The following is a 22418-nucleotide window of genomic DNA, read 5'->3' as shown; positions in this document are numbered from 1 at the left end:
CGGGACAGATTGTACGCATCCGATTAATAGTAGGCTCGATACCACCGGGAATACGAACGCTGTGCGGTACAAGACCCTTCTCCTCCAAGCCGCGTAGCGTGCATCTTGATGCACCTCTTCGTGACTAAAGCACGGCCGACGTTCACGCGCCAAAGGCGTGAAAAAATAAGTCGCACCTTCCTCCTGCCGTTGCAAGCGCCGCAGTGCGTGCGGACATTGTGGCAATTCCAATCGGTGCTTCAAGGCGCATCTAACCTGGCTTGTCAATCCATGGCCACGCCGAGGACGCCGTGGGCATGGCACCCGGCGCTGGCCCGCGGCTACTGTCGGTCGCCCTTTCGGGGTGAAGACATGCCCACGAGGCGTGGGCATGGCACCCGGCGTCAAGATACACCGTGCCTGGCTGGCCTAGTTGCCAAGGAGCACCGCGTCTAGAATGGGCGACCACAGTATGGACAGGCGGGTTCCTTGAGATTACGTAGCATGCGCCGGCAAGCCCCGCAGCGTGTGTATCCATCCAAGTAACACCGACCCAACAAAACGCGATAAGCAATAACTCCAGCCGTGATACCAGGTAAAGACATCAACGTCTTGGCAAGAATAAAATCGATATCTTGATTAATGTGCGAATGGCCTTGCAAAAAATCTGTCAAATTCCTCTCAAAAAACCATCCGGGCGAAAAGGGCCATGTCACAAGGGAGTGTACTGTTGCCCCAATCAGCAAAGAGACCAAGAGTACCAATAGTATTCTGAATATATGTCTCATATTTCCTGGCCACACTCCGGACATCGTGGAGTTGTCAGGCCATGAAGCCGGTACGCGCATCGGCCACAACGCGTCTCAGACGTCCGTACTGTACGAAAGGCAAACATGTGAAACATCAGAATTGCCGCGGAAGTCGATAGGCTTGCGACAAGAAGTCTGCTTAGATAGAATGCGCAATCCAGAGTATCAACTTTGAATAAGTACAACTCCGGATCTGGATTCAGTGGCGATACGAAGCTAAACACTTGTAATAGACCAAAAATCGGTTGGTATAGCCTCGTTACAAAGAAGTCTTCTACGGTGGAGAAATAGAGGCATGCCCACCTCGAGAACAGGCCGACAATCATGGCGCCGACAAAAGCAAGGTTTCGATGCCGCGCAAGGTAATTATGATGAGGATTTCTTCCATCCATGGAGGACATGCTGTTAGCCTACTTAGCCAAGCGTGCATCTTGATGCACCTCTTCGTGACTAAACCACGGCCGACGTTCACACGCCAAAGGCGTGAAGTAATGAGTCGCGCCCTCACCCTGATCCTGCCGTCGAAGGCACATCAGCGCACGCGAACATTGTCGCAATTCCAAACGGTGTATCAAGTTGCCCCCTTGCGCTGCCGAACGGGAGGGATTAGCGGCGCGGGGGCGGAGCAATAGGTGCATCGAGATGCACTCTACCTGGCTATCGATCACCCCTTCGGGGTGAAGACATGCCCACGAGGCGTGGGCATGCCACCCAAGAAAAAGCTGCCTTGGATGACGTACGCTACAAGGGTTAATGCCACGCCGCTCGCCGGGATCGTACCCCCCGTTGCGGCTATTCCCCGCTGCCGTTAGGCTCCAAGGCTTTCCTCCGCGGATCGGCGGGCATCGTCCCGGCCGGGGTCGGAGGGTCCTGGAGCCGACATGTCCGAGTACGTTCACGACACATTGCCGTGCGGCATCGAGTACGCCGTGCTGCCCCTGCCCCAGCGGCACGTGGTCTCGTTTCAGATCCGCGTCTTGGCCGGGGCGGCGATGGAGACGCCGGATCGCTACGGGCTCGCCCGGCTGATCGGCGAGACCATCGACAAGGGCACCGAACGCCGCACGGGGCAGGAAGTCTCCGACGCGTTCGACGCCATCGGCGCCCGGCAGGGCATCGGCGCCGGGCGGGAGACGACGACGTTCAGTTGCACCGTGCTCCCCGACCATTTCGAAAAGGCCGTGGAGCTCGAAGCCGAGATCATCCGCACGCCGACGTTCCCGGCCGAGTCGCTCACCGCGAACATCGAACTCGCCCGGCAGGAACTGCTCGCCCTGGAGGACGATCCGCAGGGACTGGCCGACAAATACATCGGTGAGAAGGCCTTCGGTCCGGTGCTGGGTCACCATACGCTCGGCGAATCGGAAACCCTGGATCGAATCACCCGTGACGATCTCGTCCGCCACTGGCGCACCCACTTCGGCACGGGACGGATCGTGGTCAGCCTCGCCGGGGCGATCGATCCCGCTCGCGCGGCCGATGTGCTCCAGCGTTGCTTCGACGGATTCGGCGACAAGACGCGGACCGGACGGGACGCGTTCTCGCCCTCATTCTCCGCAGGTCGGACGCACTACAACAAGGACCTCGAGCAGGAGCAGATCGGCATCTGCTGGCCGGGTGTGGATGCCATCCACGATGACTTCCCCATTCAGCAGGTGATGCTGGGGATTCTTTCCGGCGGCATGAGCGGGCGACTGTTCACCGAGGTTCGCGAGAAGCTGGGCCTGGTCTACTGGGTCAGCGCATGGCAGGAAATACCGCGCGGCGTGGGCATGATCTTTCTGGGCGCTTCCACGACGCCGGAGCGCTGCGACAAGACCTACGCGACGCTGCTCCGAGAGGTGGACCGGCTGGCCGAGGACATCGAGCCGGACGAACTTATTCGAGCCGTAACGGGTATCGTGGCCCAACAGGAGACGCGCGGCGATTCGACGCGATCGCGCTGCGTGGAGCTGGTAAACGACCTGTTCTTCTACGGCCGGCCGATGCCGCGGGAAGAGAAGATCGAGAAAGTGCAGAGGGTCACGATCGAGGATATTCGGCGTTATCTCGGCGAACATCGCCGGGAGAATCTCTGCGTGGTGACGCTGGGTCCGAGGCCGCTGGCGGAGTGAATGCGGAATTGTGTATGGGAAATGGGGAATGAAGGGGAAGAATGTCCGGCCGGTCGCGATTCTTACCGCGATATTTGACCCGGAGCCTGAATAGTGAAGGCATGCGGACCGCATGCCCTACAAAGAACTGGTAAAGGTGCGTCGGGGACGCACCCTACAGGGATGAAGAAATTGAGCATGACTGATCCATATACGATGCACACGCTGCCCAACGGACTGCGGATCGTCATCGAGCGCATGCCCGACGTGTGCAGCGTGGCCGTCGGGTTCCTGGCACGCGTCGGCGCTCGCGACGAAACCCCGGAGCTGGCCGGCGTCTCGCACTTCCTCGAGCACATGATGTTCAAGGGCACGGCCAAGCGCTCCTGGCGGGAGATCACCATCGACTTCGACCGCATGGGCAGCTCGTACAACGCCTTCACCAGCGAGGACCGCACGGTCTACTACGGCTGGGTCCGCTCGAACGACCTCGAGCCGCAGCTCGAACTGCTCTCCGACATGATCCGCTCGAAGATCCCGCAGGAGGAATTCGACACCGAAAAGAACGTGGTCCTGGAAGAGATCGCCATGTCCAAGGACAACCTCGACCACGTGGCGATCGAGTTCGTGCAGGAGAAGGTCTTCGCCGGGCACTCGCTGGCCTGGCCCATCCTCGGCTATGACGCCACCGTGAAGGCGCTCACCCGCGACCAGATGTGGAACCACTTCCAGAAGAACTACGCGCCGGACAATCTGGTGCTGATCGTGGCGGGCAACGTCGATCCGCAGAAGGTCATCAAGCTGGCCGAGTCGTACTGCGGAGCCTGGCCGATGTCGGGAACGGTCCCGCAGCGCGTGCTGCCCACGCTTCGCGGCGGCGTCGACGTTCTTCCGGTGGACCGCTTCAAGCAGCAGATCGTGGTGCTCACGTTCCCGGCGGTGAGCGCATCCGACCCGCGCTCGGAAGAGGCCTCGGCACTGGCCACCATCCTCGGTGGCGACAACTCGCGTTTCTTCTGGAACATCGTGCAGACGGGAATCAGCTCCCGGGCGGGGGCCTATTACGCCGACTACACCGACTGCGGCGCGATGATGCTCTACGGGGCGTGCCCGCCCGATAACGTCGAGCGGCTGGTCGAGGCGATCCGATCCGAGGCGCGGCGAATCCACGAGAAAGGCGTCACGCGGCAGGAGGTGGAGCGGGTGAAGAACCGGCGACGGACCTCCGTGGCGGTCGAGGGTGAAGTGCCGTATCATCGCCTCACCCAGCTCATGGACGATATTGAATATCGGGGCAAGCCGCGAACGGTCGACCAGATTCTTGCGGAAGTGGACGCGGTTTCGGCGGAATCCATCGCGGCCTACCTGGAGGCGTTTCCCATTCAGGGGGAGGGCCATCTGGCCAGCGTCGGACCGCGAAACTGGCCCGTCGTTTCGGGGTAGAATGGGGAAGAGCGCCGCCCGCGCGGCGCGCCGTCTTCATAACAGCCGGTTCTGAATGCCTACCGCACCGTTGGACATCAAGGTCATATATAGCGCCACGGGCAAGCGCGCCCCGAAGTCGGTTCGACCTGCGCGGACCGTGCGGCCGGGCGGAGGTGGCACCGCGCTGAGTATGTTCGTGGGATTGCTGTGTATCGCCGCCGCGGCGGGGCTCGGCTGGTTTGTCCCCTGGAAGGTGGATCGCGAACTGTACATGGTGGTCATGCTCAAGACGCCCGCAATTCAGCTTAGCGAGGCCAATACGAATCTGTTTCGAGCGCTGCCCGGAGCCGCAAGTAATGGTTCGAACGGGCGGCGCGTAGGCATCGAGGGCATCGTTCCCCGGGGGGAAGATGCGCCCATCATTGTCGGCCGAACGGCGCAGATCGTCATCGGCGTCACGCGCTACGCCTGGCCGGTGCTTGCGGTGCTTACTGCCTCGGTCCTGGCTTTGGCGGGCGGACTCGCTTGGGGACGCGCGCTGGGGGGAGCCATCCGAACCGTCGCACTGGTCCTTCTGTTGCTCGGGCTCGCTTACGCCGCGTGGCGCGTATACGGCGTGGCGATGGAGTTTGGCCGGCACTTCAAACCGGCCCACGTCCGCGAGGGCATGAGCACCGTCGTCGTCCTGGCGGGACTGCTGGGACTCTGGTCGGGACGCGGAGCACGCGGCTGGTCGCGCTTCGCCGGAATCCTGCTGGTCGTGCTCGGCGTCGCCAGCGCCGCGGGCATCTACCTGGGCCGCCTATGCAATGCGATTCCCACGGCATACGAGAGGCTGGCCGGACCACTCGGAATCGTCGCCATATTCGGCGTTTGCACCGCCTACGGCATCCTGCTTTTCCTCATCGCCGGCCGACTACGAAAGCGAGCGATCTGACCGACACATCCTCGTCTGCGGGTACCCCACCCCGCCTCACGCTGGCCTGATTCTTGCCGGGAAGATACAACAACAGGACGAGACGGACCGGGCGGCGCAACCGCCGGGGGCGCTCCCGCGCCGCGATCACGGCTGCACCGCCGCTCGCTTCGAAACCGGAAACACGTTGTCGCTTCAGCGGCCATACCAGTACGGAAAGGACCCTGCCATGTTGATGCCCTTTTCCCCCGAACCCTACGTGAACTTCAGCCAGGAGAACCCCCGCACGAAGATGCTGGCCGCGCTGAAGAAAGTCGCCGGCGAACTCGGGGCGAGCTATCCCCTCTGGATCAACGGCGAGAAAGTCCTGCCCGGCGACACGTTCCAGTCCACCTCGCCGGCCGATCCCGGCCGCGTCGTAGGCATCGTTGCCAAGGCCAACGCCGACCTCGCCGACCGCGCCGTCAAATCCGCCCACGAAAACTTCCGCGAGTGGAGCCGCTGGGATCCCGACGCCCGGGCCCGCATCCTCATCAAGGCCGCGGCCATCATGCGCCGGCGCATCTACGAATTCGCCGCATGGATGTGCTACGAGGAAAGCAAGTCCTGGATCGAAGCCTACGCCGACGCCTGCGAGGCCATCGACTTCATGGACTTCTACGGGCGGGAAATGATGCGGCTCAAGGGCGCTCACCCCGTCACGCCCTTCCCCGGCGAGGAGAACGAACTCCGCTACATGCCCCTCGGCGTGGGCGTGGTGATCCCGCCGTGGAACTTCCCGCTGGCGATCTGCACGGGCATGACCACGGCCGCGCTGGTCACGGGCAACACCGTCTGCCTCAAGCCCGCCAGCACGGCGCCGGTTGTCGCGGCGAAAATGGTCGAGTGCCTGCACCAGGCCGGCCTGCCGCCGCACGTCCTCAACTTCGTGCCCGGCCCCGGCGCCACCGTGGGTGACACGATGGTGTCACATCCCAGGACGCGCTTCATCTCCTTCACCGGCTCGCGCGAAGTGGGTATCGGCATCTTCAAGAAGGCGGCCGAGGTCCATCCCGGGCAGATCTGGCTCAAGCGCACCGTGCTGGAAATGGGCGGCAAGGACTGCATTGTCGTGGACGAGACCGCCGACCTCGAGGCTGCGGCGGAAGGCGTGGTGGCCGCGGCGTTCGGGTTCCAGGGGCAGAAGTGCTCGGCCTGCAGCCGCCTGATCGTCCACGAGGACGTTCACGCCCGCCTCATGGAGCGGATCATCGATCGCACCAAGGTGCTCACCATCGGCGACACGGTCACGCCGGAGAATCTCTTCATGGGCGCGGTCATCGACGCCTCCGCCCATCGCAAGATCAACGAGTACATCAAGATCGGCAAGGGCGAGGGACGCATGGTCCTCGGCGAGACCAACATCCCCAAGAAGGGCTACTTCATCCCCCCGACGATCATCGACGCCGTCGCTCCCAACGCCCGCATCGCCCAGGAGGAAATCTTCGGGCCGGTGCTGGCCGTCATCCCCTGCAAGAGCTTCGACGAGGGACTGGACATCGCTAACGGCACGGAATACGGCCTGACCGGCGCCCTCTACTCCGCCGACCGCCTGCGCCTGGAGCGTGCCCGCCACGAATTCCACGTGGGCAACCTCTACTTCAACCGCAAGTGCACCGGGGCATTGGTCGACGTGCAGCCCTTCGGCGGCTTCAACATGTCCGGCACAGACTCCAAAGCCGGCGGCCGGGACTATCTGCAACTGTTCCTGCAAGGCAAGAGCGTGACGGAGAAATTGTAGGAGCAGGCACGAAGGCACGGAGGGAAGAGCTACGCAGGGGAAGAGGATTTTGTAGGGTGAGTCGCGTGACGCAACACTGCGTATGACGGGCTGTGACCTCCGTCGGTATTGTGCAAGATGCGAACCGTCTTCTGAGCCGCAAGCTTGAAGCCTGCGCGAGCGTGGTAGAATGAACGTCGGGCGCGGCCCGACCTACATCACTACAAACGGTGCGCCGGGATGGACCGCTCGACGGGTTGGCCATTCGGCTCGATCGCTCGTTAATGGCGAAGCGCGGAGGGCTTGGTGTAACCAGGCGAGGACGATCATGAAATGTCAACCATTATGGCTCACCCTTCTCGTGCTTGGCGCTATGGTGACTCCGGTGCCTGGATGTAGGCGTTCCCAATGGCCACCAATCGTCTCTCCTAGCGGGGCATTCTCGCTTGTGGTTTCGGTTAATAAGAGTAAAGCGGTACCAGGTCAGTATTATTGCCTCGTGTTTACCGTTTATGATGCTAATGAAAAAGTGATTGACAGGATTCAAACAGACGCGTCTGATCGACTGAAGTGGAACGTGGCCTGGGACACCGAGGATCGCATCTGGTTGGACAGCGCCGACATTGGCACGTATTACTGGGAATTAGGTTCTAACGGACGGTGGCAAAAGTACGCTCTTGGAGATAAGAGGCCGGACGAGAAAACCCCGAGGCCACCTCCTGGGATTCAATAAGACGCAGGGTCCGCCATGCGGGCCGTCGTTGAAGGGTGCGTCCCCCGACGCACCTCTTCCGAGCCGCGGACCAATGTCTGCGCGGGCGCGATAAAATATGCGTCGGACGCAGCCCGATCTTCGAAACAGGCGGGCGCGGGTCACGACAAGGGAGGAATACCAAATGGAAGTTCTATCGCTTGGCGGGCTCACGGCCGAGGAACGAAAATTCATTGACCAAAGCAGGGCACACGCGCAGACCAAGACGCGCGCCCGGCGGTTCTTACTCGAGTGCTTTGTTGTGACGGCTGTCGGCGCCGTAGTAATTGTTTCGATGGGCGCTTGGCAGTTAGCGCAAGGAAAGGTGAGCTGGCACGAGTTTGAAAAGGACTTGGGATTCTGGTTGGTCATTACCGCGTCCGCAGGCATGATCTGGGCCTTCACGCGCTCCATGAGCCTCGCAGAGCAGGTCATCGCCAAGCTCTATACGTCCTCGTGCTGCCCCGAATGCGGCAAGGAACTCCGCTCAAGACTCGAGTAGAGGGTACGATCCGCCCTTTCCATAATCGTGGCATCGTGCGTTCCCCCGATGCACCTCTTCCGACCCGCAGGCTTGAAGCCTGCGCGAAAGTGATAGAATAGGCCGCGGGTACGGTCTACCCCGCTTCTTTGGTAAGCTCACTCATGTCTTACGTCACTGACTTCCTCGCCGCCGCGACTCTCCCCGACCTCAATCAGGTGGTGTACCTCCTTGCGGCCGTGGTCCTCGGTGGAATCGTCGGGCTGGAGCGCGAACTGCGCGACAAGCCCGCGGGGTTTCGCACCATCGTCCTCATCTGCCTGGGAGCGTGCGTATTTACGCTGGTATCCGAGTCCGTGGGTGGACCCGAGCAGCAGTCCACGCGGATCGCCGCCCAGATCGTCAGCGGCATCGGCTTCCTCGGAGCCGGAGCCATCCTCCGCGAGGGCGGCAGCGTCACCGGGCTCACCACCGCGGCGAGCATCTGGGCGGTGGCGGCCATCGGCATGGCCTGCGGATTCGGCGAGCTCGGCCTGGCCGGCGGAGGAACGGGCGTCATCCTGATCACGCTGATGCTCTTCAATCGCGTCGAATATGTTATTGGTGAGCACCGCGACATCCAGGAATTCCGCATCGCCACGGCCAAGTCCGACGACGTCCTGGACCGCGTGGACGCCCTCTTTCGCGACGCCGGCCTGTCCGTCCGCAAGCGAGCCTTCCACGAGGATGAGGGCAAGCTGATCTTCGACATCCGCGCGATCGGCCCCAAGCCCAGGCACGAGCAACTGCGCATGCTTCTGGTACGGTCCGAGACCTACACGCTGAGAGAGGTGTAGAATCGGGTGGAACACTCAAGCGAGATTCCCGATTTGCGGAGACCCGTCATGCGATGTGCGACACTATCATGGTTAGGCGCTGGCATGTTACTGATTCTCCCGGGCTGCGTTGCGGACGGAAGGACGGCTTCGACGCCACTGACCCAGAAGGCAACGACAACTAAATGGCCGACGATTATGGAGCGTGGCAATGCCCAATGCGTTCCAGGGCGTGGGGTAATCAATGAGGACGAGGTTTCCGCGGTTTGGGCGTCCAATGACACTTTGGGCTTCTCTATAGGCTTCCTTGTTGCAGGGGATCAGATCGGGAGCCGCCCGATGAAAATAAGGACCGGCGAGAAATTGACCGAATGTCGGATCGATGGCGTGCAAGCGCCATGCGAACTCTACGAGTTCGGATTCTGTAGCATGTCCTGGGGTTCGGCGTTCGATTTGTTGTGTCCCACACTCGGTGTCGGGCGGCATGAAATCCAGTTCGAATACGAATTCCGGGAGTTCGACATCGACGGGAAAGTAGGCTACACGAAGACCTACGACCACGTCTGCGTTCGGGTCGACGTCGATCCGCTGGGTACCACAGCCCATTGGTGCGGCGAGACCAAAGCTCCATGGCCTCGACTCCCATTTGGTTCAGGCACGTGATTCGTTTGTGCCACTACGGCTCTCCCCGACGCACGAACGTCTTATTCACGATCTTCCACTCGCCGTTGATCTTGTACAGCGACAGCATGTCAACATAGATGTGTCCGCGATAGAGCATCTCCACCTTGGCCACGGCCATGCGCCCGTCGATGATGTCGATCGAGAGCACCTTTCCCCAGGACTCTTCCGCGGGTCGAGACGTCCAGTGCTGGATGGCGTCATGCACGGGCACCGACTGGACCGAGTCAACACCGTCAACCGTGCGGACGAAGACCATCCGGCCGGCGTCGAGATCCCACGCCTTCTCGAACGGCCCGGCCTTCGCCGTCGCCGCGCCCTCGAAGTAGGCATCGATGGTCGCGTGAACCGCGACGTAGTCGGCCGAGGTCCCCGCCGCGGCGTAGAGGACGGATGCCACAACAACAACGAGCAGTGTCCCAATCAGGACCGCCCGGGCGCGTATCATGGAAGTCTCCGTAAGAACATGCTCAGTCATCCCACGACAGGGTCAGTTCGAGTTCCTTGTCGTCACGGAGAACCGTCAGGCGAAGCGGCGAGGAACGCAGAGCCGTATCGCGCTTGTCGGGATCGAGCTTCGCCAACGCCACGCCATTGATCGCCACGATGCGATCACCCTCTCTCAGCCCGGAACGCTCCGCAATTCCACCCGGCACGACACCGTCAACGTCCGCCCGGCCGTCGCCGGCGAGTGCCAGCAGGATGCCGTAGCGCTTTTTCTCCCCCGGGGATTGTGAGGGGCGATGAGCGACCGCGGCGTCTCCGCCAGGTTCGGCAAATCGCACGCGCTCATTGATCTGATCGAAGGTGAGAACGAAACGGCGCAGAACGTCATAGCCGATGTTGCCCCAGTCGAACCGATCCGTAAGTTGAATTTCGGGCTCCTTGATCACCTGCCCCGCGATTTCGACATCGCCTTTGATCTTTGCGGCACGAATCGCGAAGCTCCCGCTGGGCGTCTGTGCCCGGCCGACGACGCGCGGCGGCGCGTGAACTGTCAAACGGTCCTCGATTCTTGTGGGAAGGGTAAGCGAGCCCATGTTTCCCGAGTCGATGTGCGAATCTACGATGACCTCGCCGATCCGCACGGGAACGGTGGGCATTCCCTTATCACGATAGAGGGGAACCGACCCGTCGCCGGCCCTGAGCATCCCATCCGAGAGCACGACGCGCGACCCCGGGTAGTCAATGGTCAGCAGGCAGTGGGCGAACACGGGCAGGCCGATGATTCCACGCGGTGAGCCCAGCGCCGTTTCAAGCATGGGCGAATCCCATGAAATGGCGGTGAGCGATTCAAAGCGCGCGTCTCCAACGGAAAGCGCATCGATCGTGTATTCGTCGGCCTCGATGGCCTGCGGATCGGTGGGATCGCCGACACGCGTTTTCCCCTGAGGTTGCAGAGCCAGCTCGGATACCAGGGATCGAGCGAGAATGACGGTGCCGGAACCGGTGTCCAGAACAAAGGGAAACGGGCCCTTGCCGTTGATGGACGCCTGAATGACCGGGCGGCCTCGCTCGACCCGCATCGCCAGTTCAATCGGCGCGCGGGGAAGGTGCGTGCGCTTCGGTGCGTCAGGATCGGCGCGCATGCCGCGTCGCTCAATCCGCACCCGCCCGTGACGCTGGTCGAACGAAAGAACAAAGTCCTCGAGCATCCGCCCGCCGATGTTGAGCGTTCGCATCGGCGTATCAAGAACGACCTCGGGATTCTTGATGACGTTCCCGCCGATGCGCACGTCACCGTCGAGGGTCGCGGCCTGGACTGGGAACGTGCCGGTGACCGTGCGGGCCTCGCCGATCTTGCGGCGCTCGCCCATGATCGGCAGTGAATCCGAAATGTCCTTGGGCACACTGAGTGCGCCCATGGCGCCGGTGTCGAGGTGCGCCGGGTAGGACCGGTCTCCCAGTTGAATCTGAATCGTGGGGACCGGCGCATCATCGGCCAGGGCGAGAACCTCGTTGCCGTCGGGCTCGGGCAGGGATCCGCGATCTAGGCGGACGGCCCGAGCCGGATAGTCAATGGTGAGCAGCAACTCGCGGAATAGATGGAAGCCAAGGATGCCGTCTATGTGTCCGCGAACGGCGCCGCCATGCTCGTTGTAGTCGCGGCTCAGCACCCGCACGCCGTGAAACGTGGCCGGGCCGATGGAGAGTTCGTTGAGTTCATAGATCGGCATGCTGACCGTGGGACGATCCGAGCCATCGCCGGCCTGCACCGAGTCGACGGGCATGAGCCCCAGCTTTTCGGCCAACGAACGATCAATCCTGCCGCCGCCCATGCCTCCGGTGTCGAGCAGAAATCGGTACGGTCCGGTGCCATTCACGCGCACGCCGTCGATGAGTATCTGGCTCCCGGCGATGGTGATGGGAAACTCGACGGGAAGTGAACCGAATTCCGCGCGGGCGTAGGCATCCTCCGGACTGGGTGTTGAGGCGATCTCGGCCACAGCGAGGCAGGGAACCATGATCCCCGAGACCAGCCCGATATAGACGTGTTTCTTGATCATCACCGACTTTTCACCTCCCACGGCGTTGGGCTTGAGATACGGAAGGAACGCCGCTTGTGACCAGGAGACGAACAACCGACGCGATAACTGTCAGAAAACCCGGCACCAAGGTCCCACCGCGGGAATAACTGCGGTTCGGCTCACAGCTACGATGGCTACTGCTCCCACAGGTAATACACCGGCCTGGAGCCGATGAGGCCGCGGAACGCACGGGCAAGAAACTCGGGCGATTGCCGCTCCACGCGGGACTCGCCACCGCCGGTGGTGCCCGCGTACCAGTCACGGACCACGCCCGCGACGACCGCTCGGACGTCGCGCCGCCGGGCGACCTCGACGGCGAAGCTGCGGCTGAAAGGATCGACGCCGAGCTTGCGAAGTGCCAGAGTTGCGGCACTCGTCTTCGGAGGCAGTTCATACTGACCCACGCGAACCATCCCGGCCTTTTCGTAGACCGGGTTGAACGCGCCCATGCCCGCGAGACACTCCACGTAGCGCGTGCCCACCAGCGGAAGCGTCTTGCGCACCAGGAAATGGCCGAGCCCGCAGCCGCGCACGTCGGGGTGAATGACCAGACGGCGCAGGATACGGAAGTCGCGGTTGACGGCTTCGGAGTCGCGAATGTACCGGCCTTGGGTCGCAGTGTTGCGTTTGGACAGTTCCAGTGGGCTGTGGGCGTAAACGACGATGCCCAGCAGATCGCCGGCCGCACCCTCGCGCAGGACGTACACCTTGTCGACGAAGCCGAGTTCGTCCGCCGAGCGGTAGTGCATGGCGGCGAAGTCGTCGTAATCTCGCCGCGAGCCGGGCTCGACACGCAGCCGGCGCCGAAGACCGAACACATGCGTGCCGCGATGTCGGCAGTGCTGCGAAGCCACGCGACCCTGTCCGCCAAGCCGCACGATGACATCCGGGCGGAGATCACCGACGAGATCATCGTTGCTCGCCGCGAGTACTACGGAAAATCCCCGGGCCGAAACCAGCTTGCGGAGGTTGAAGGCAATCGCCCTGGCGAGGCGGCGATGGAGCAGGGAGCCGAATTCGTCGCACAGCAGCGGTGCGGCGGGTGTAGGCTCGCGCAGCAGCCCGAGGGCGCGAGCCAGACGGGCCCGAAACTTCTCGCCCTCCGACAGCTCGTCGAATCGGCGAATCCAAAGCCGCGGCTCGCAGCAACCGCAGGCGGTCAGCAGCGACAGCGCCTCGGAAAGCGGCCGGTCCGACGCCACGGCATCAATGACCGAACTCGTCACCGGAAACGCGACGCGTTGCACGCTGCACGCCGCGGTGAAGCGGCGTTCCAACTCGGCCAGAACGGTGCTCTTGCCGCTGCCGGAGGGGCCGAGGACAAGAACGATGGCGCCACGTTCGAGAGCAATGTCGAGGTCCGCAACGACAACGGTCGGCGGCGCGTGCAGATCGAGGCCGAAGGACGTGGCCACATCGGCCGTCCGCAGGGAGCGTCGGGCGGATCGATGGCGGCGGACACAGCGGAGCTCGACGTGATGCCGAGGGGCCGGGGGTCGGGGTTCGAAAACATCGCGGCTTCGGCGCCGGGTGCGGGTCGTTTCTCGCGTGCGATCAAAAGGGTGGCACTTGGTACTGCGGGCCATGGTTCGCTCCGAAATCGGACCGGGGCGAGGCTAAATACCTAACACATACCAAACAATAGTGCTGCGCATATTGCTTGTCAATATCAAAACGAACATTGCCGGCCGTATTCGACGCAAACTACTTTTATATAAATAATTATGAATATCATGCCGCAATGGGCCGGACCCGCGTCATACCTCCATTCCAGCTTCCGCTCGCGAGAATCCTCAGAGCTCCCGACATACCAGCCGCAGCACAACGCCCTGGATCGAGAACTGGCGGGTGGAGTCGAGAAGGATGGGGGATACACGGGGATTATCTCCGCGCAGGACGACGACGCGCCGGCCTTCGCGCCACTCCACGGCCACCCGCTTGAGCGTGGGCTCGCCGTCGACAAGGCACGCGCAGACGCGCCCGGGCACGTGCTCGGGATCGACGTCCGGCCGGTAGTGGACGAGGACGATGTCGCCGGGCTTAAGGGTCGGCTCCATGCTGTCCTGCGTCAGCCGGAGGCAGAAATGGTCCGGCGACCACTGGTGACGCAGGACGGGGAACATCTCCGCCTGCTCCTGGGATTGAGCGGGCGGTCCGGCCGGAATCGATCCGTACAGCGGAAGCTGCCGCGTGACCAGCGGCTGGGGATTGTCGTGAAGGCTCCCCCCGCCGATGAGGATTCCCTGCGGAACGTTCAGGGCGGCGGCGAGCGCGTCGATCGTGCGGCGGCGGGGATTGGCTCGACCGCGCTCGATCGCGGACAGGAAGCCCTGGTTGACGCCGGCAGCCGCAGACAATTCAGCCTGGGTCATGCCCTTTTCACGACGGATGCGTCGAAGGCGCTGGCCGAGCCCTTCCGCGGCAAGACGGCGGACCTGATCGTCGACGATCCTCATCGGCAATATTATATTGCTCTATTGAACTTTAAGCAATATCGCCAGCGTATGATCCCCCGCCCCCGACGGTACAGTTGGAAATCCCGACTCCCCGTCATGCCGCGAATCGGACGGAAGTAGCGTCAGGCTTTCTCGACGATTTCGCGCCGCCCGACCACGAGCCATGTCGCCACGACCAGTACCGCGAGGGTCATTGTGATCAGGCCCCACGTCGACGCCGCCGGAACGGCACCGGCCGTAACCCCGCACATCCCGCAGTTCCCTCCACTTCCAAGCTGCAACTCCGCGGGAGAGCTTACGGCGAGGCCGTCGCGAATGGGCTGCTCGATGGGCAGTGCCGTCGACAGGAACAACGTGGGCCACGCACAACTGGATTCGAACCCGGCGGCGAATTGGTCGAGCCAGAGGGAGCCAAGGCCGGTGGTAAACAGGGGCTCAAGAACCTCGCCGAACATGTTGGCACCGAAGTCGCCCGCGGCTTCATCGTCAATCCACAAGCGGGGAATGATCCCCGAGAAGAGTATGTCCGGTCCGCTTTGGACGGTGATGAAACCGTCGCGGAACTCGATGCCGTCAGGCAGGACTTCCCCCAGCGCAAACTCGCCGACGATAACGGTGGCTCCCCGGGCAGGATCATCCGGAAACAACCCGTCATCCAGGCGCGTTCCGTCCACATTGAGGAAGTCGATGGTCGCCAGCGAGAACGTCAGGGTCTGCGAAGGCGGATCGTAGGTAACCAGGACATCCGACCCGCCATCGCCTCCGGATGGACTCGGGCAAGACACTGTACTCGCTGCGGGAACGACGCATGTCGTCCGGAAATCGAAGGAATCCACGGTCAGTGTCTCCCCGGCGAGATTCGCGTTGTTCTGAATACACACTTCCTCCTGTGCCGGCTGTTCCTCGAATCGCGTGTAGATGGTTACGGTGGTGAAGTTCCCGCTGCCCCCTTTGAACGTGTGGGTGTCCACCGCCGGCGACGCCACGGCCCCGCCGCCGGCATTCTGGGGCGTAATCGTCACGGTCACTTCATCGTCGTTGTCAAAATTAGCCGTCTTGTAGGAAAACGTGAAAGCGTATTCCTTGTACTTCTCGGTGTCGGCCGCGTTCGAAACAACCTGACAGATACTTTGCCCTCTCGGGATGGTCGTCTCCGAGGTTCCCGGTGGAGAATTCACGACGGTCGGATCGCTCGTCTCCCAGCCATCGGGCAGGCCGTCCGACCCCGGCGTGCCGTCGGGCTGTTCGGTGTCGTTCAAGTCCGCGTTGTCGTCCTGATGCTGGGGCGTCTTCCACCAGGTGGGCAATTCCTTTTTCGTTTTGATTTCGTCCGCGGCGCGAGCGATCGAACCCGTCGCGCCAAATGCAAACAGACCAATGACACCGAAGCGGGCAAGGACGTGCGCGCAGCGACTTTTCGGGGATTTCATTTCCTCTCTCCTCTATGTGGCCCGAACAGACGTGAAGAATGCGTAAAGTCTGCGCAAACCTCCGATTTTGTCAAGAAAAAAATCCTTGCTTTATCACCCTGATTGTACGAGTTGCGCGAACTGAGCGGCGATATTCCCCATTTTCGCTGAGACGACAGTCTGTTGTCTTCCTATTTACTCAGCGAGCCGTGGGAGTGCGCCGCCAATACTCCACGGCGTTGAGGAAGAAGGCCAAACCGTCTGGTGTGTCCGCGGCCGGGCGTCTCGTCCACAGCGGGTGGTGCGTGGAGACGAAGTGTCGGTCGGGGTGTGGCATCAGGCCGAGGATGCGTCCGGTCGCGTCGCAGAGTCCGGCGATGCCCTCCACGCTGCCGTTGGGGTTTGCGGGGTAGCTGTCGTATCGGCCGGACTCGTCCACGTAGCGAAGTGCGATCAAGCCCTGGTCGCCGAGACGACGAGTGACTTCCGCACTTGCGGTGATCACTCGTCCCTCAGCGTGCTCAACGGGGAGTTCCATGAATCGGCGTGGCGGTGTTGATCGGGGCTGGGGAGCAGCAGCAGGGCCAGCATTCAAGAACACGCAGTGGTCCGCACATACTTCCAGTCGGACCCAGCGGGCTTCGAATCGGGCACGATCGTTGAAAGTGACGGTTACGCTATCGCGGCCGAAGTCGCCTCCGGGAAGCAGGCCGGCTTTGACCAGAGTCTGGAATCCGTTGCATACGCCGAGTATCCCGCCGCCGCGCTCGACGAGGCGCCGCAGCGGATCGGCAAGATCCTGAAGAATCCGCTGAGCAAGTATCGCCCCGGCGGCAATGTCGTCGCCGTAGCTGAACCCGCCGGGGATGGTGACGACGGAAACGTCGTGGAGCACGGAAGGATCGGCCGCGACCGCATTGAGGTGCATGAGCACGGGCTCTGCACCCGCCAGCCGCCAGCAATGAACGATCTCCTCGTCGCAGTTGATTCCCGCGGTTCGAAGGACGAGCACGCGCACCGGAGGTGTCATCATCGCCCTCCTTCGGACAGCGGCGATTTCCAGGTGCGAATCAGCTCATCGACTCCCAGGTCGATCGTTCCGTTCCGGCCGGCGTCGACGCGCAAGCGCGGCTCGTCCGTCACTTTCCCGAGAATCATCCACCCGGCCGTCTTCGCGTCGGCTTCGCTCATTTCCAGGATGTACGTGGCGATCAGCGAATCGAACAAGGGAGTATCCGGATCAATCGATACATCGAGTCCGGACCCCGAACCAATACACATTTCCGCAAGCGCCACCGCGATCCCGCCGTCGGAAACATCGTGGGCGGCGCGAACGGTGCCGGAGCAGATACGGTCGGCCACGCGGCGGTGATGCTCGATGGAATGCTGAATGGTGGATGCGGAATGCGGAATCCCAGTATGCGTGGCCTCTCCGCTTCGTGCCTCCGTACCTTCGTGCATTCGTGCCTTTCGAAATGCCTGTGCCTCGGAAGCGGCCGCCAACACGACGACATTTCCCGGAGCCTTCAAGTCCATCGTGATGCAGCGGTTCACGTCCTCGACAATGCCGATGGCGCTGATGAGGAGTGTCGGAGGAATCGCCAGGTTTCGCGGCAGGCCGGTGCGAGCGGACTCTTCGGCGCTCATGGAGAACTGGTTGTTGAGCGAGTCCTTGCCGGAGATGAACGGCAATCCGTAGGCAACCGCAACGTCGGCCGCGCCCCTGCACGCGCGAACCAGCGTGCCGAGTGCTTGCTCCGAATCGACCTTCGGCCAGCAGAAATTATCCAGAATTGCGGTGCGGCTCGGATCGGCACCCACGCAGATGACGTTCCGCAAGGCCTCGTCGACGGCTCCAATGGCCATGAAATACGGATCGACATCGGCCACCTCGGGGCAGAGTCCACAACCGAGAGCGATGCCGCGGTCGCTGTCGTAGCGGGGACGCAGCACGGCCGCGTCGGAAGGTCCGCTTCGCGGTCCGACCAGCGGCTTGATCACGCCGCGGCCCTGCACCTCGTGGTCGTATTGCCGGATCACCCACTCCTTCGAGGCGACGGTCCAGTGGGCAAGCGCGGCGAGCAAGCGCTCGTTGAGACGTGCTTTCGATGCGTTGCGCCGAGCGACGGACCCGACTCTTGGTGCCGTCCATGTGGCACTTCGCGACCGCTTGGGAAGGCCATCGTGTAGGAAGCGCATGTCGAGCTCGCCGACAAGCTGGTCTTCAAAATAGACGCTGAGCCGGCCGTCGCCAATGAATTCGCCGATGACGGTCGCTTCAACCTCTTCCTCCGCGAACACCTTCAGAAAGCGATCAAGCCGATCGGGCGGGACGGCGAACACCATGCGCTCCTGCGCCTCGGAGATCCAGATCTCGTCGTAGCGCAGACCCGCGTACTTGAGCGGCACGCGGGAGAGCTCCACGCGGGCGCCCAGCTCGGCGCCCATCTCGCCGACGGCGCTGCTCAATCCGCCGGCCCCGCAATCGGTCACGGCCGAGAAGAGGCAACCATCGGCGTGATCGCGGGCGCGCAACTGGGCGTCGAGCAGCTTCTTCTCCTCGATGGCGTTGCCGATCTGCACGGCGTGCGAGAATTCGTCGGCGTGGGTGTCGGTGAGCTCGGCCGAGGAGAAGGTCGCTCCGTGGATGCCGTCCCGTCCGGTGCGTCCGCCCGCAACGACGATGCGATCGCCGACGCGCGGCTCCTTGTTAATGTATTTGCGGGGTATGAGTCCCACGCAGCCGCAATAAACCAGCGGATTGCCGAGGTAACGCGGGTCGAAGTGAATCGCCCCGTTGACCGTGGGGATGCCCATGCGGTTGCCGTAGTCACGGACGCCCGCCACCACGCCCTTGAGCACGCGACGGGGATGAAGCACCCCGGCGGGGAGCCGGGCAGCATCGAAGTCGGGGGGGGCGAGGCAGAAGACATCCGTTGAGGCAATGGGTTTGGCGCCGAGTCCGCAGCCCATGATATCGCGGATACATCCGCCGATGCCCGTGGCCGCGCCGCCGTAGGGCTCGATCGCCGAAGGATGATTGTGCGTCTCAACCTTGAAGGCGATACCGTACTCGTCGTCGAAGGCGATGACGCCGGCGTTGTCCACGAAGACGGAGAGGCACCATTCGCGAGCGAGCTCACGCGTCGCCGCGGCGATCGTATCCTTAAGCAGATTCTCGAACCGAACCTCGACCTCGCCATCGCGCCCGAAGTCGGGTCCGCGATAGATCACTTCGCTCTTGAGCGTCTTGTGAACGCAATGCTCTGACCAGGTCTGGGCCAGCGTCTCGAGCTCCAGGTCGGTCGGCTCGCGATCGATCCCTCGGAAGTGATCGCGAATGGCGCGCATCTCGTCCAGGGAGAGAAACAGGTGGCCCTGCCGCGACAACTTCTCGAGCTCCGCATCGTCGAGCTCCCGAATGGAAACGCGGCGAAGTTCGAATGGCCGCTGCGGCGGCTCGGGCAGTGCATCGGGAATAACATCGTTGCGCCCGAACCCCTGGACGTACCAGGTTTCGACGCAGTCGTTGGCCAGTACCCGGGCGGCAATGCGCTCCAGTTCCTCCGCGTCGCGGGCCCCTTCGATCTCGTATCGTCGGCCAGTCTGAACGGCGTGGAGCAGGTCGGGAGACCAACCGTTCCTCGCAAGCCAGCGGCGGGCGGCGTCGAGCGTACTCAACGCGGCGGGGTTCATCACGCCTGGCAACGGATGAACCTCGACCGCCGGTCGGCTTGTGTCACGCCTGGAGAATCCCTCACCAGCGAGGAAACGCTCGGCGACGGGATCGGCCAGAAGTTCGCCCGCCAGTCGTTCGACGACGTCGGCGTCGAGCTCGGCGACGAGGAAATAATATTTGCTGGATCCCACGGCGCTGATTCGGCGGAATTCAGCCTGATGGACGTCGGCAAGAAGGGCCCGCCCGGCGACATCCAGTGCGTCGTTGGCAGGCCGAACGCACACCTGCCAGTGACGATGTGCGATTGGCACGCCGCTGAGATTGTTGTAGTTTTCCCTGGGATTGGCCATGTCAAATTCGAGTCGTGGGCGACATCCTCAGCTTAGCGGCGAATTGCCTCCCGGGCCACCTCGGACTAAGGTCTCAAGGGGACCTGAGCCGCATGCGCCGCGCCACCCGAAGACGCGGGCCGATGCTCAGACGGTCCCGAGTTGGCCGGTAGCATGACCATCCGTTTCGCATCCTCCGTGACGACCGCCGCCCGGGCCGACCGGGCGGTGGATGAGATCCTGCGCCCGATCGATTCGCGCGTCACGCCGGGCATGGTCGACCTGGCCCTGCTGTTTGTCACACCCCATTTCGAGGACGACCTTCCAGAGATCGTTGACCGGGTCCTGTCGACACTCCCGAGTGCGGTTCTGCTGGGGTGCACGGCCGAGGGCACGATCGGTTTCGACCAGGAGGTCGAGCGGACGCCGTCCCTGTCGCTTCTCGCGGCCTCTTTGCCGGAGGTTTCCGTCCGCCCGTTTCATATCCGCCAAAACCAGCTCGAGTCGGCGCGAACCGAATTCGACTGGGAACCTCTCGTCGGAGTCTCTCCCGAGAGCGGGGCGACGTTCATCTCCCTGGCCGACCCGTTTCGCGTGGACGTCGCCGAGTTCATTGAGCAGATCAACCAGTTCTTTCCGGGTTCTCCCGTGGTCGGCGGGATCGCCAGCGGAGGCCACGCTCCGGGCGAGAATCGCCTGATCGTCGCCGGGGAGCTGGTCGAGGAGGGCATCGTCGGCGTAACACTCTCCGGGCGCCTCGATGTGTCCACCGTGGTCTCGCAGGGATGCCGCCCGATCGGCCGGCCCTTCGTGATCACCAAGGGCGAGCGCAATGTGATTCAGCAATTGGGCGGCCGACCGGCACTGGAACAACTGCACGATGTCATCGTCCAACTGCCCAAGGAGGACGACGAGCTGGCCCGGCAGGCGCTCTTCCTCGGCCGCGTGATTGACGAGCGCAAGGCCGCGTTCGGGCGGGGCGACTTCCTCATCCAGAACATCCTCGGGGCCGATCGCGCAAGCGGCGCCCTGGGAATCGCCGGACATGCCAAAGTGGGCGCGACGGTGCAGTTCCACGTGCGCGACGCGGCCAGCGCCGACGAAGACCTGCGGGCGATGCTCGCGACGGAAAAGGAGCGCGAAGTCGCCGGGGCGATGCTCTTCTCCTGCAACGGACGGGGAACAAACATGTGGCCCAAAGCCGGTCACGACGTGGGCGTTCTCCGCGAGCTGCTCGGACCCGTGCCGGTCGCGGGGTTCTTCTGCGGAGGGGAATTCGGACCCGTCGGACAGCGGAACTTCATTCACGGTTTTACCGCCAGCATCGCCCTGTTCCGAGAGCGCAATGCCTAGTTCCCGACGGGACGCCGATCCGGCTGACGATCTGCTGAAGATTGCCGACCGGCTTTGCCGGAGGCTCGGCCGCCTTTCCTTTGAGTCCCCCGTTTCACACGTATACAACCCGCTGATCTATGCCCGCTCCGCGTACGAGCAATACCTTCGCCGCTTCGCAACGGGCGGCGGGGGCGTCGTCCTGTTGGGCATGAACCCCGGCCCGTGGGGCATGGCCCAGACCGGCGTGCCCTTTGGCGAAGTCCATGCCGTCCGCGATTGGCTGGGAATCAATGCGGAGATTGGCCACCCGAGAAGCGAGCATCCCAGGCGAAAGGTCGAAGGCTTCGCGTGCGGGCGCAGTGAAGTCAGCGGCGAGCGTTTTTGGGGCTGGGCTCGGAGGCGGTTCAGGAATCCGGAACGGTTCTTCAAGAACTTCTTCGTGGCCAACTACTGCCCGCTGCTCTTCCTGGAGGCGTCCGGACGGAATCTGACTCCCGATCGACTGCCGGCCCGAGAGCGCGAACCGCTGCTGGAAGCTTGCGACGACGCACTTCGCCAAAGCGTCGAGGTGCTGGCGCCGAAGCGTGTGATCGGCATCGGGGGCTTTGCCGAGAAGCGAGCCAGAGTCGCCCTCGTCAACAGCAGGGTGCAGATCGGCTCAATCCTCCATCCCAGCCCGGCCAGCCCCGCGGCGAATCGCGGCTGGGTAGAGACGATCGAACGGCAACTGGCGGACATGGGTGTGCTGTAAGCCGCTCCCTGTCCTGCCGGCAATTGCATCGAGTTTGGCCAAGGACCAAGGCCGGTACGGCACAACGAAAGCGAGGCGGAATCGAGCGGTACTCCGGGCACGGGTGCCGGATTCCGGTTGTCGTCGGAGCGCCACCCGGAAAAAAGAAAGCCCGGGAGACACGCCCCCGGGCTTCCACAATGATCGACTCGAGTTGGATCGGCGATTCCCGCCGAGCATTTC

At 62.9% G+C, this 22418-nt stretch carries 17 protein-coding genes; 10 read left to right on the top strand and 7 right to left on the bottom strand.

All coding sequences use genetic code 11. The annotated features are described in order from the left end of the window. Window positions 1-1420: 1420 nt before the first annotated feature. The 8 genes from J5J06_09925 to J5J06_09890 all read left to right on the top strand — a co-directional run bounded on the left by J5J06_09925 (window position 1421) and on the right by J5J06_09890 (window position 9691). A complete protein-coding gene (locus J5J06_09925) occupies window positions 1421-1600 on the top strand; it encodes a hypothetical protein (protein ID MCO6437392.1) in 180 nt (59 codons plus the stop codon). A 69-nt stretch (window positions 1601-1669) separates the two neighbouring features. Beyond that, window positions 1670-2902 (top strand): insulinase family protein, encoded by a 1233-nt coding sequence (locus tag J5J06_09920; protein MCO6437391.1) that lies wholly within the window; start codon window positions 1670-1672, stop codon window positions 2900-2902. A 177-nt stretch (window positions 2903-3079) separates the two neighbouring features. Next, window positions 3080-4324 (top strand): insulinase family protein, encoded by a 1245-nt coding sequence (locus J5J06_09915; protein ID MCO6437390.1) that lies wholly within the window; start codon window positions 3080-3082, stop codon window positions 4322-4324. Between the two features lie 55 nt (window positions 4325-4379). Further along, window positions 4380-5243 carry a hypothetical protein gene (locus J5J06_09910; GenBank protein ID MCO6437389.1) on the top strand — a complete coding sequence of 288 codons (864 nt, stop codon included), beginning with the start codon at window positions 4380-4382 and terminating at the stop codon, window positions 5241-5243. A 208-nt stretch (window positions 5244-5451) separates the two neighbouring features. Beyond that, on the top strand, window positions 5452-7002 hold the full coding sequence (pruA, locus tag J5J06_09905) for an L-glutamate gamma-semialdehyde dehydrogenase (GenBank protein MCO6437388.1): 1551 nt from the start codon (window positions 5452-5454) through the stop codon (window positions 7000-7002). An 875-nt stretch (window positions 7003-7877) separates the two neighbouring features. After that, on the top strand, window positions 7878-8234 hold the full coding sequence (locus J5J06_09900; GenBank protein ID MCO6437387.1) for a hypothetical protein: 357 nt from the start codon (window positions 7878-7880) through the stop codon (window positions 8232-8234). 143 nt (window positions 8235-8377) lie between these two features. Next, window positions 8378-9049 (top strand): MgtC/SapB family protein, encoded by a 672-nt coding sequence (locus J5J06_09895; protein MCO6437386.1) that lies wholly within the window; start codon window positions 8378-8380, stop codon window positions 9047-9049. Window positions 9050-9367: 318 nt separating this feature from the next. Beyond that, on the top strand, window positions 9368-9691 hold the full coding sequence (locus J5J06_09890) for a hypothetical protein (GenBank protein ID MCO6437385.1): 324 nt from the start codon (window positions 9368-9370) through the stop codon (window positions 9689-9691). Window positions 9692-9704: 13 nt separating this feature from the next. On the opposite strand, the gene J5J06_09885 is transcribed toward J5J06_09890, so the two are convergent. The 7 genes from J5J06_09885 to purL all read right to left on the bottom strand — a co-directional run bounded on the left by J5J06_09885 (window position 9705) and on the right by purL (window position 20131). Beyond that, window positions 9705-10157, bottom strand: a complete 453-nt coding sequence (locus J5J06_09885) for a nuclear transport factor 2 family protein (protein ID MCO6437384.1) — start codon at window positions 10155-10157, stop codon at window positions 9705-9707. A 22-nt stretch (window positions 10158-10179) separates the two neighbouring features. Next, the gene (locus tag J5J06_09880) at window positions 10180-12219 is read right to left on the bottom strand and encodes an aspartyl protease family protein (protein MCO6437383.1); all 2040 of its coding nucleotides are present in this window, start codon (window positions 12217-12219) and stop codon (window positions 10180-10182) included. A gap of 152 nt (window positions 12220-12371) precedes the next feature. Next, a complete protein-coding gene (locus J5J06_09875) occupies window positions 12372-13652 on the bottom strand; it encodes a hypothetical protein (GenBank protein MCO6437382.1) in 1281 nt (426 codons plus the stop codon). Window positions 13653-14030: 378 nt separating this feature from the next. Continuing rightward, window positions 14031-14693, bottom strand: coding sequence for a LexA family transcriptional regulator (locus J5J06_09870; GenBank protein ID MCO6437381.1), 663 nt, complete (start codon window positions 14691-14693; stop codon window positions 14031-14033). Between the two features lie 122 nt (window positions 14694-14815). Next, entirely contained in the window at window positions 14816-16123 is a 1308-nt protein-coding gene (locus J5J06_09865) for a hypothetical protein (GenBank protein ID MCO6437380.1), read from the bottom strand. A gap of 178 nt (window positions 16124-16301) precedes the next feature. Further along, window positions 16302-17132: a phosphoribosylformylglycinamidine synthase I gene (gene purQ, locus J5J06_09860; protein MCO6437379.1), complete on the bottom strand. Its 831-nt coding sequence runs from the start codon at window positions 17130-17132 to the stop codon at window positions 16302-16304. Further along, a complete protein-coding gene (purL, locus tag J5J06_09855) occupies window positions 17132-20131 on the bottom strand; it encodes a phosphoribosylformylglycinamidine synthase subunit PurL (GenBank protein ID MCO6437378.1) in 3000 nt (999 codons plus the stop codon). Before purL ends, purQ begins: the two co-directional genes overlap by 1 nt. Before the next feature lie 153 nt (window positions 20132-20284). On the opposite strand from purL, the gene J5J06_09850 reads away from it, so the two are divergent. Beyond that, window positions 20285-21463 (top strand): FIST C-terminal domain-containing protein, encoded by a 1179-nt coding sequence (locus J5J06_09850; GenBank protein ID MCO6437377.1) that lies wholly within the window; start codon window positions 20285-20287, stop codon window positions 21461-21463. Beyond that, a complete protein-coding gene (locus J5J06_09845; GenBank protein MCO6437376.1) occupies window positions 21456-22196 on the top strand; it encodes a single-stranded DNA-binding protein in 741 nt (246 codons plus the stop codon). Before J5J06_09850 ends, J5J06_09845 begins: the two co-directional genes overlap by 8 nt. Window positions 22197-22418: the final 222 nt, after the last annotated feature.

The sequence above is a fragment of the Phycisphaerae bacterium genome (assembly GCA_024102815.1).
Classification (GTDB): domain Bacteria; phylum Planctomycetota; class Phycisphaerae; order UBA1845; family UBA1845; genus JAGFJJ01.
The sequence above is the reverse complement of the archived record's forward strand: the minus strand, read 5'-3'. Positions and strand labels throughout refer to the sequence as shown.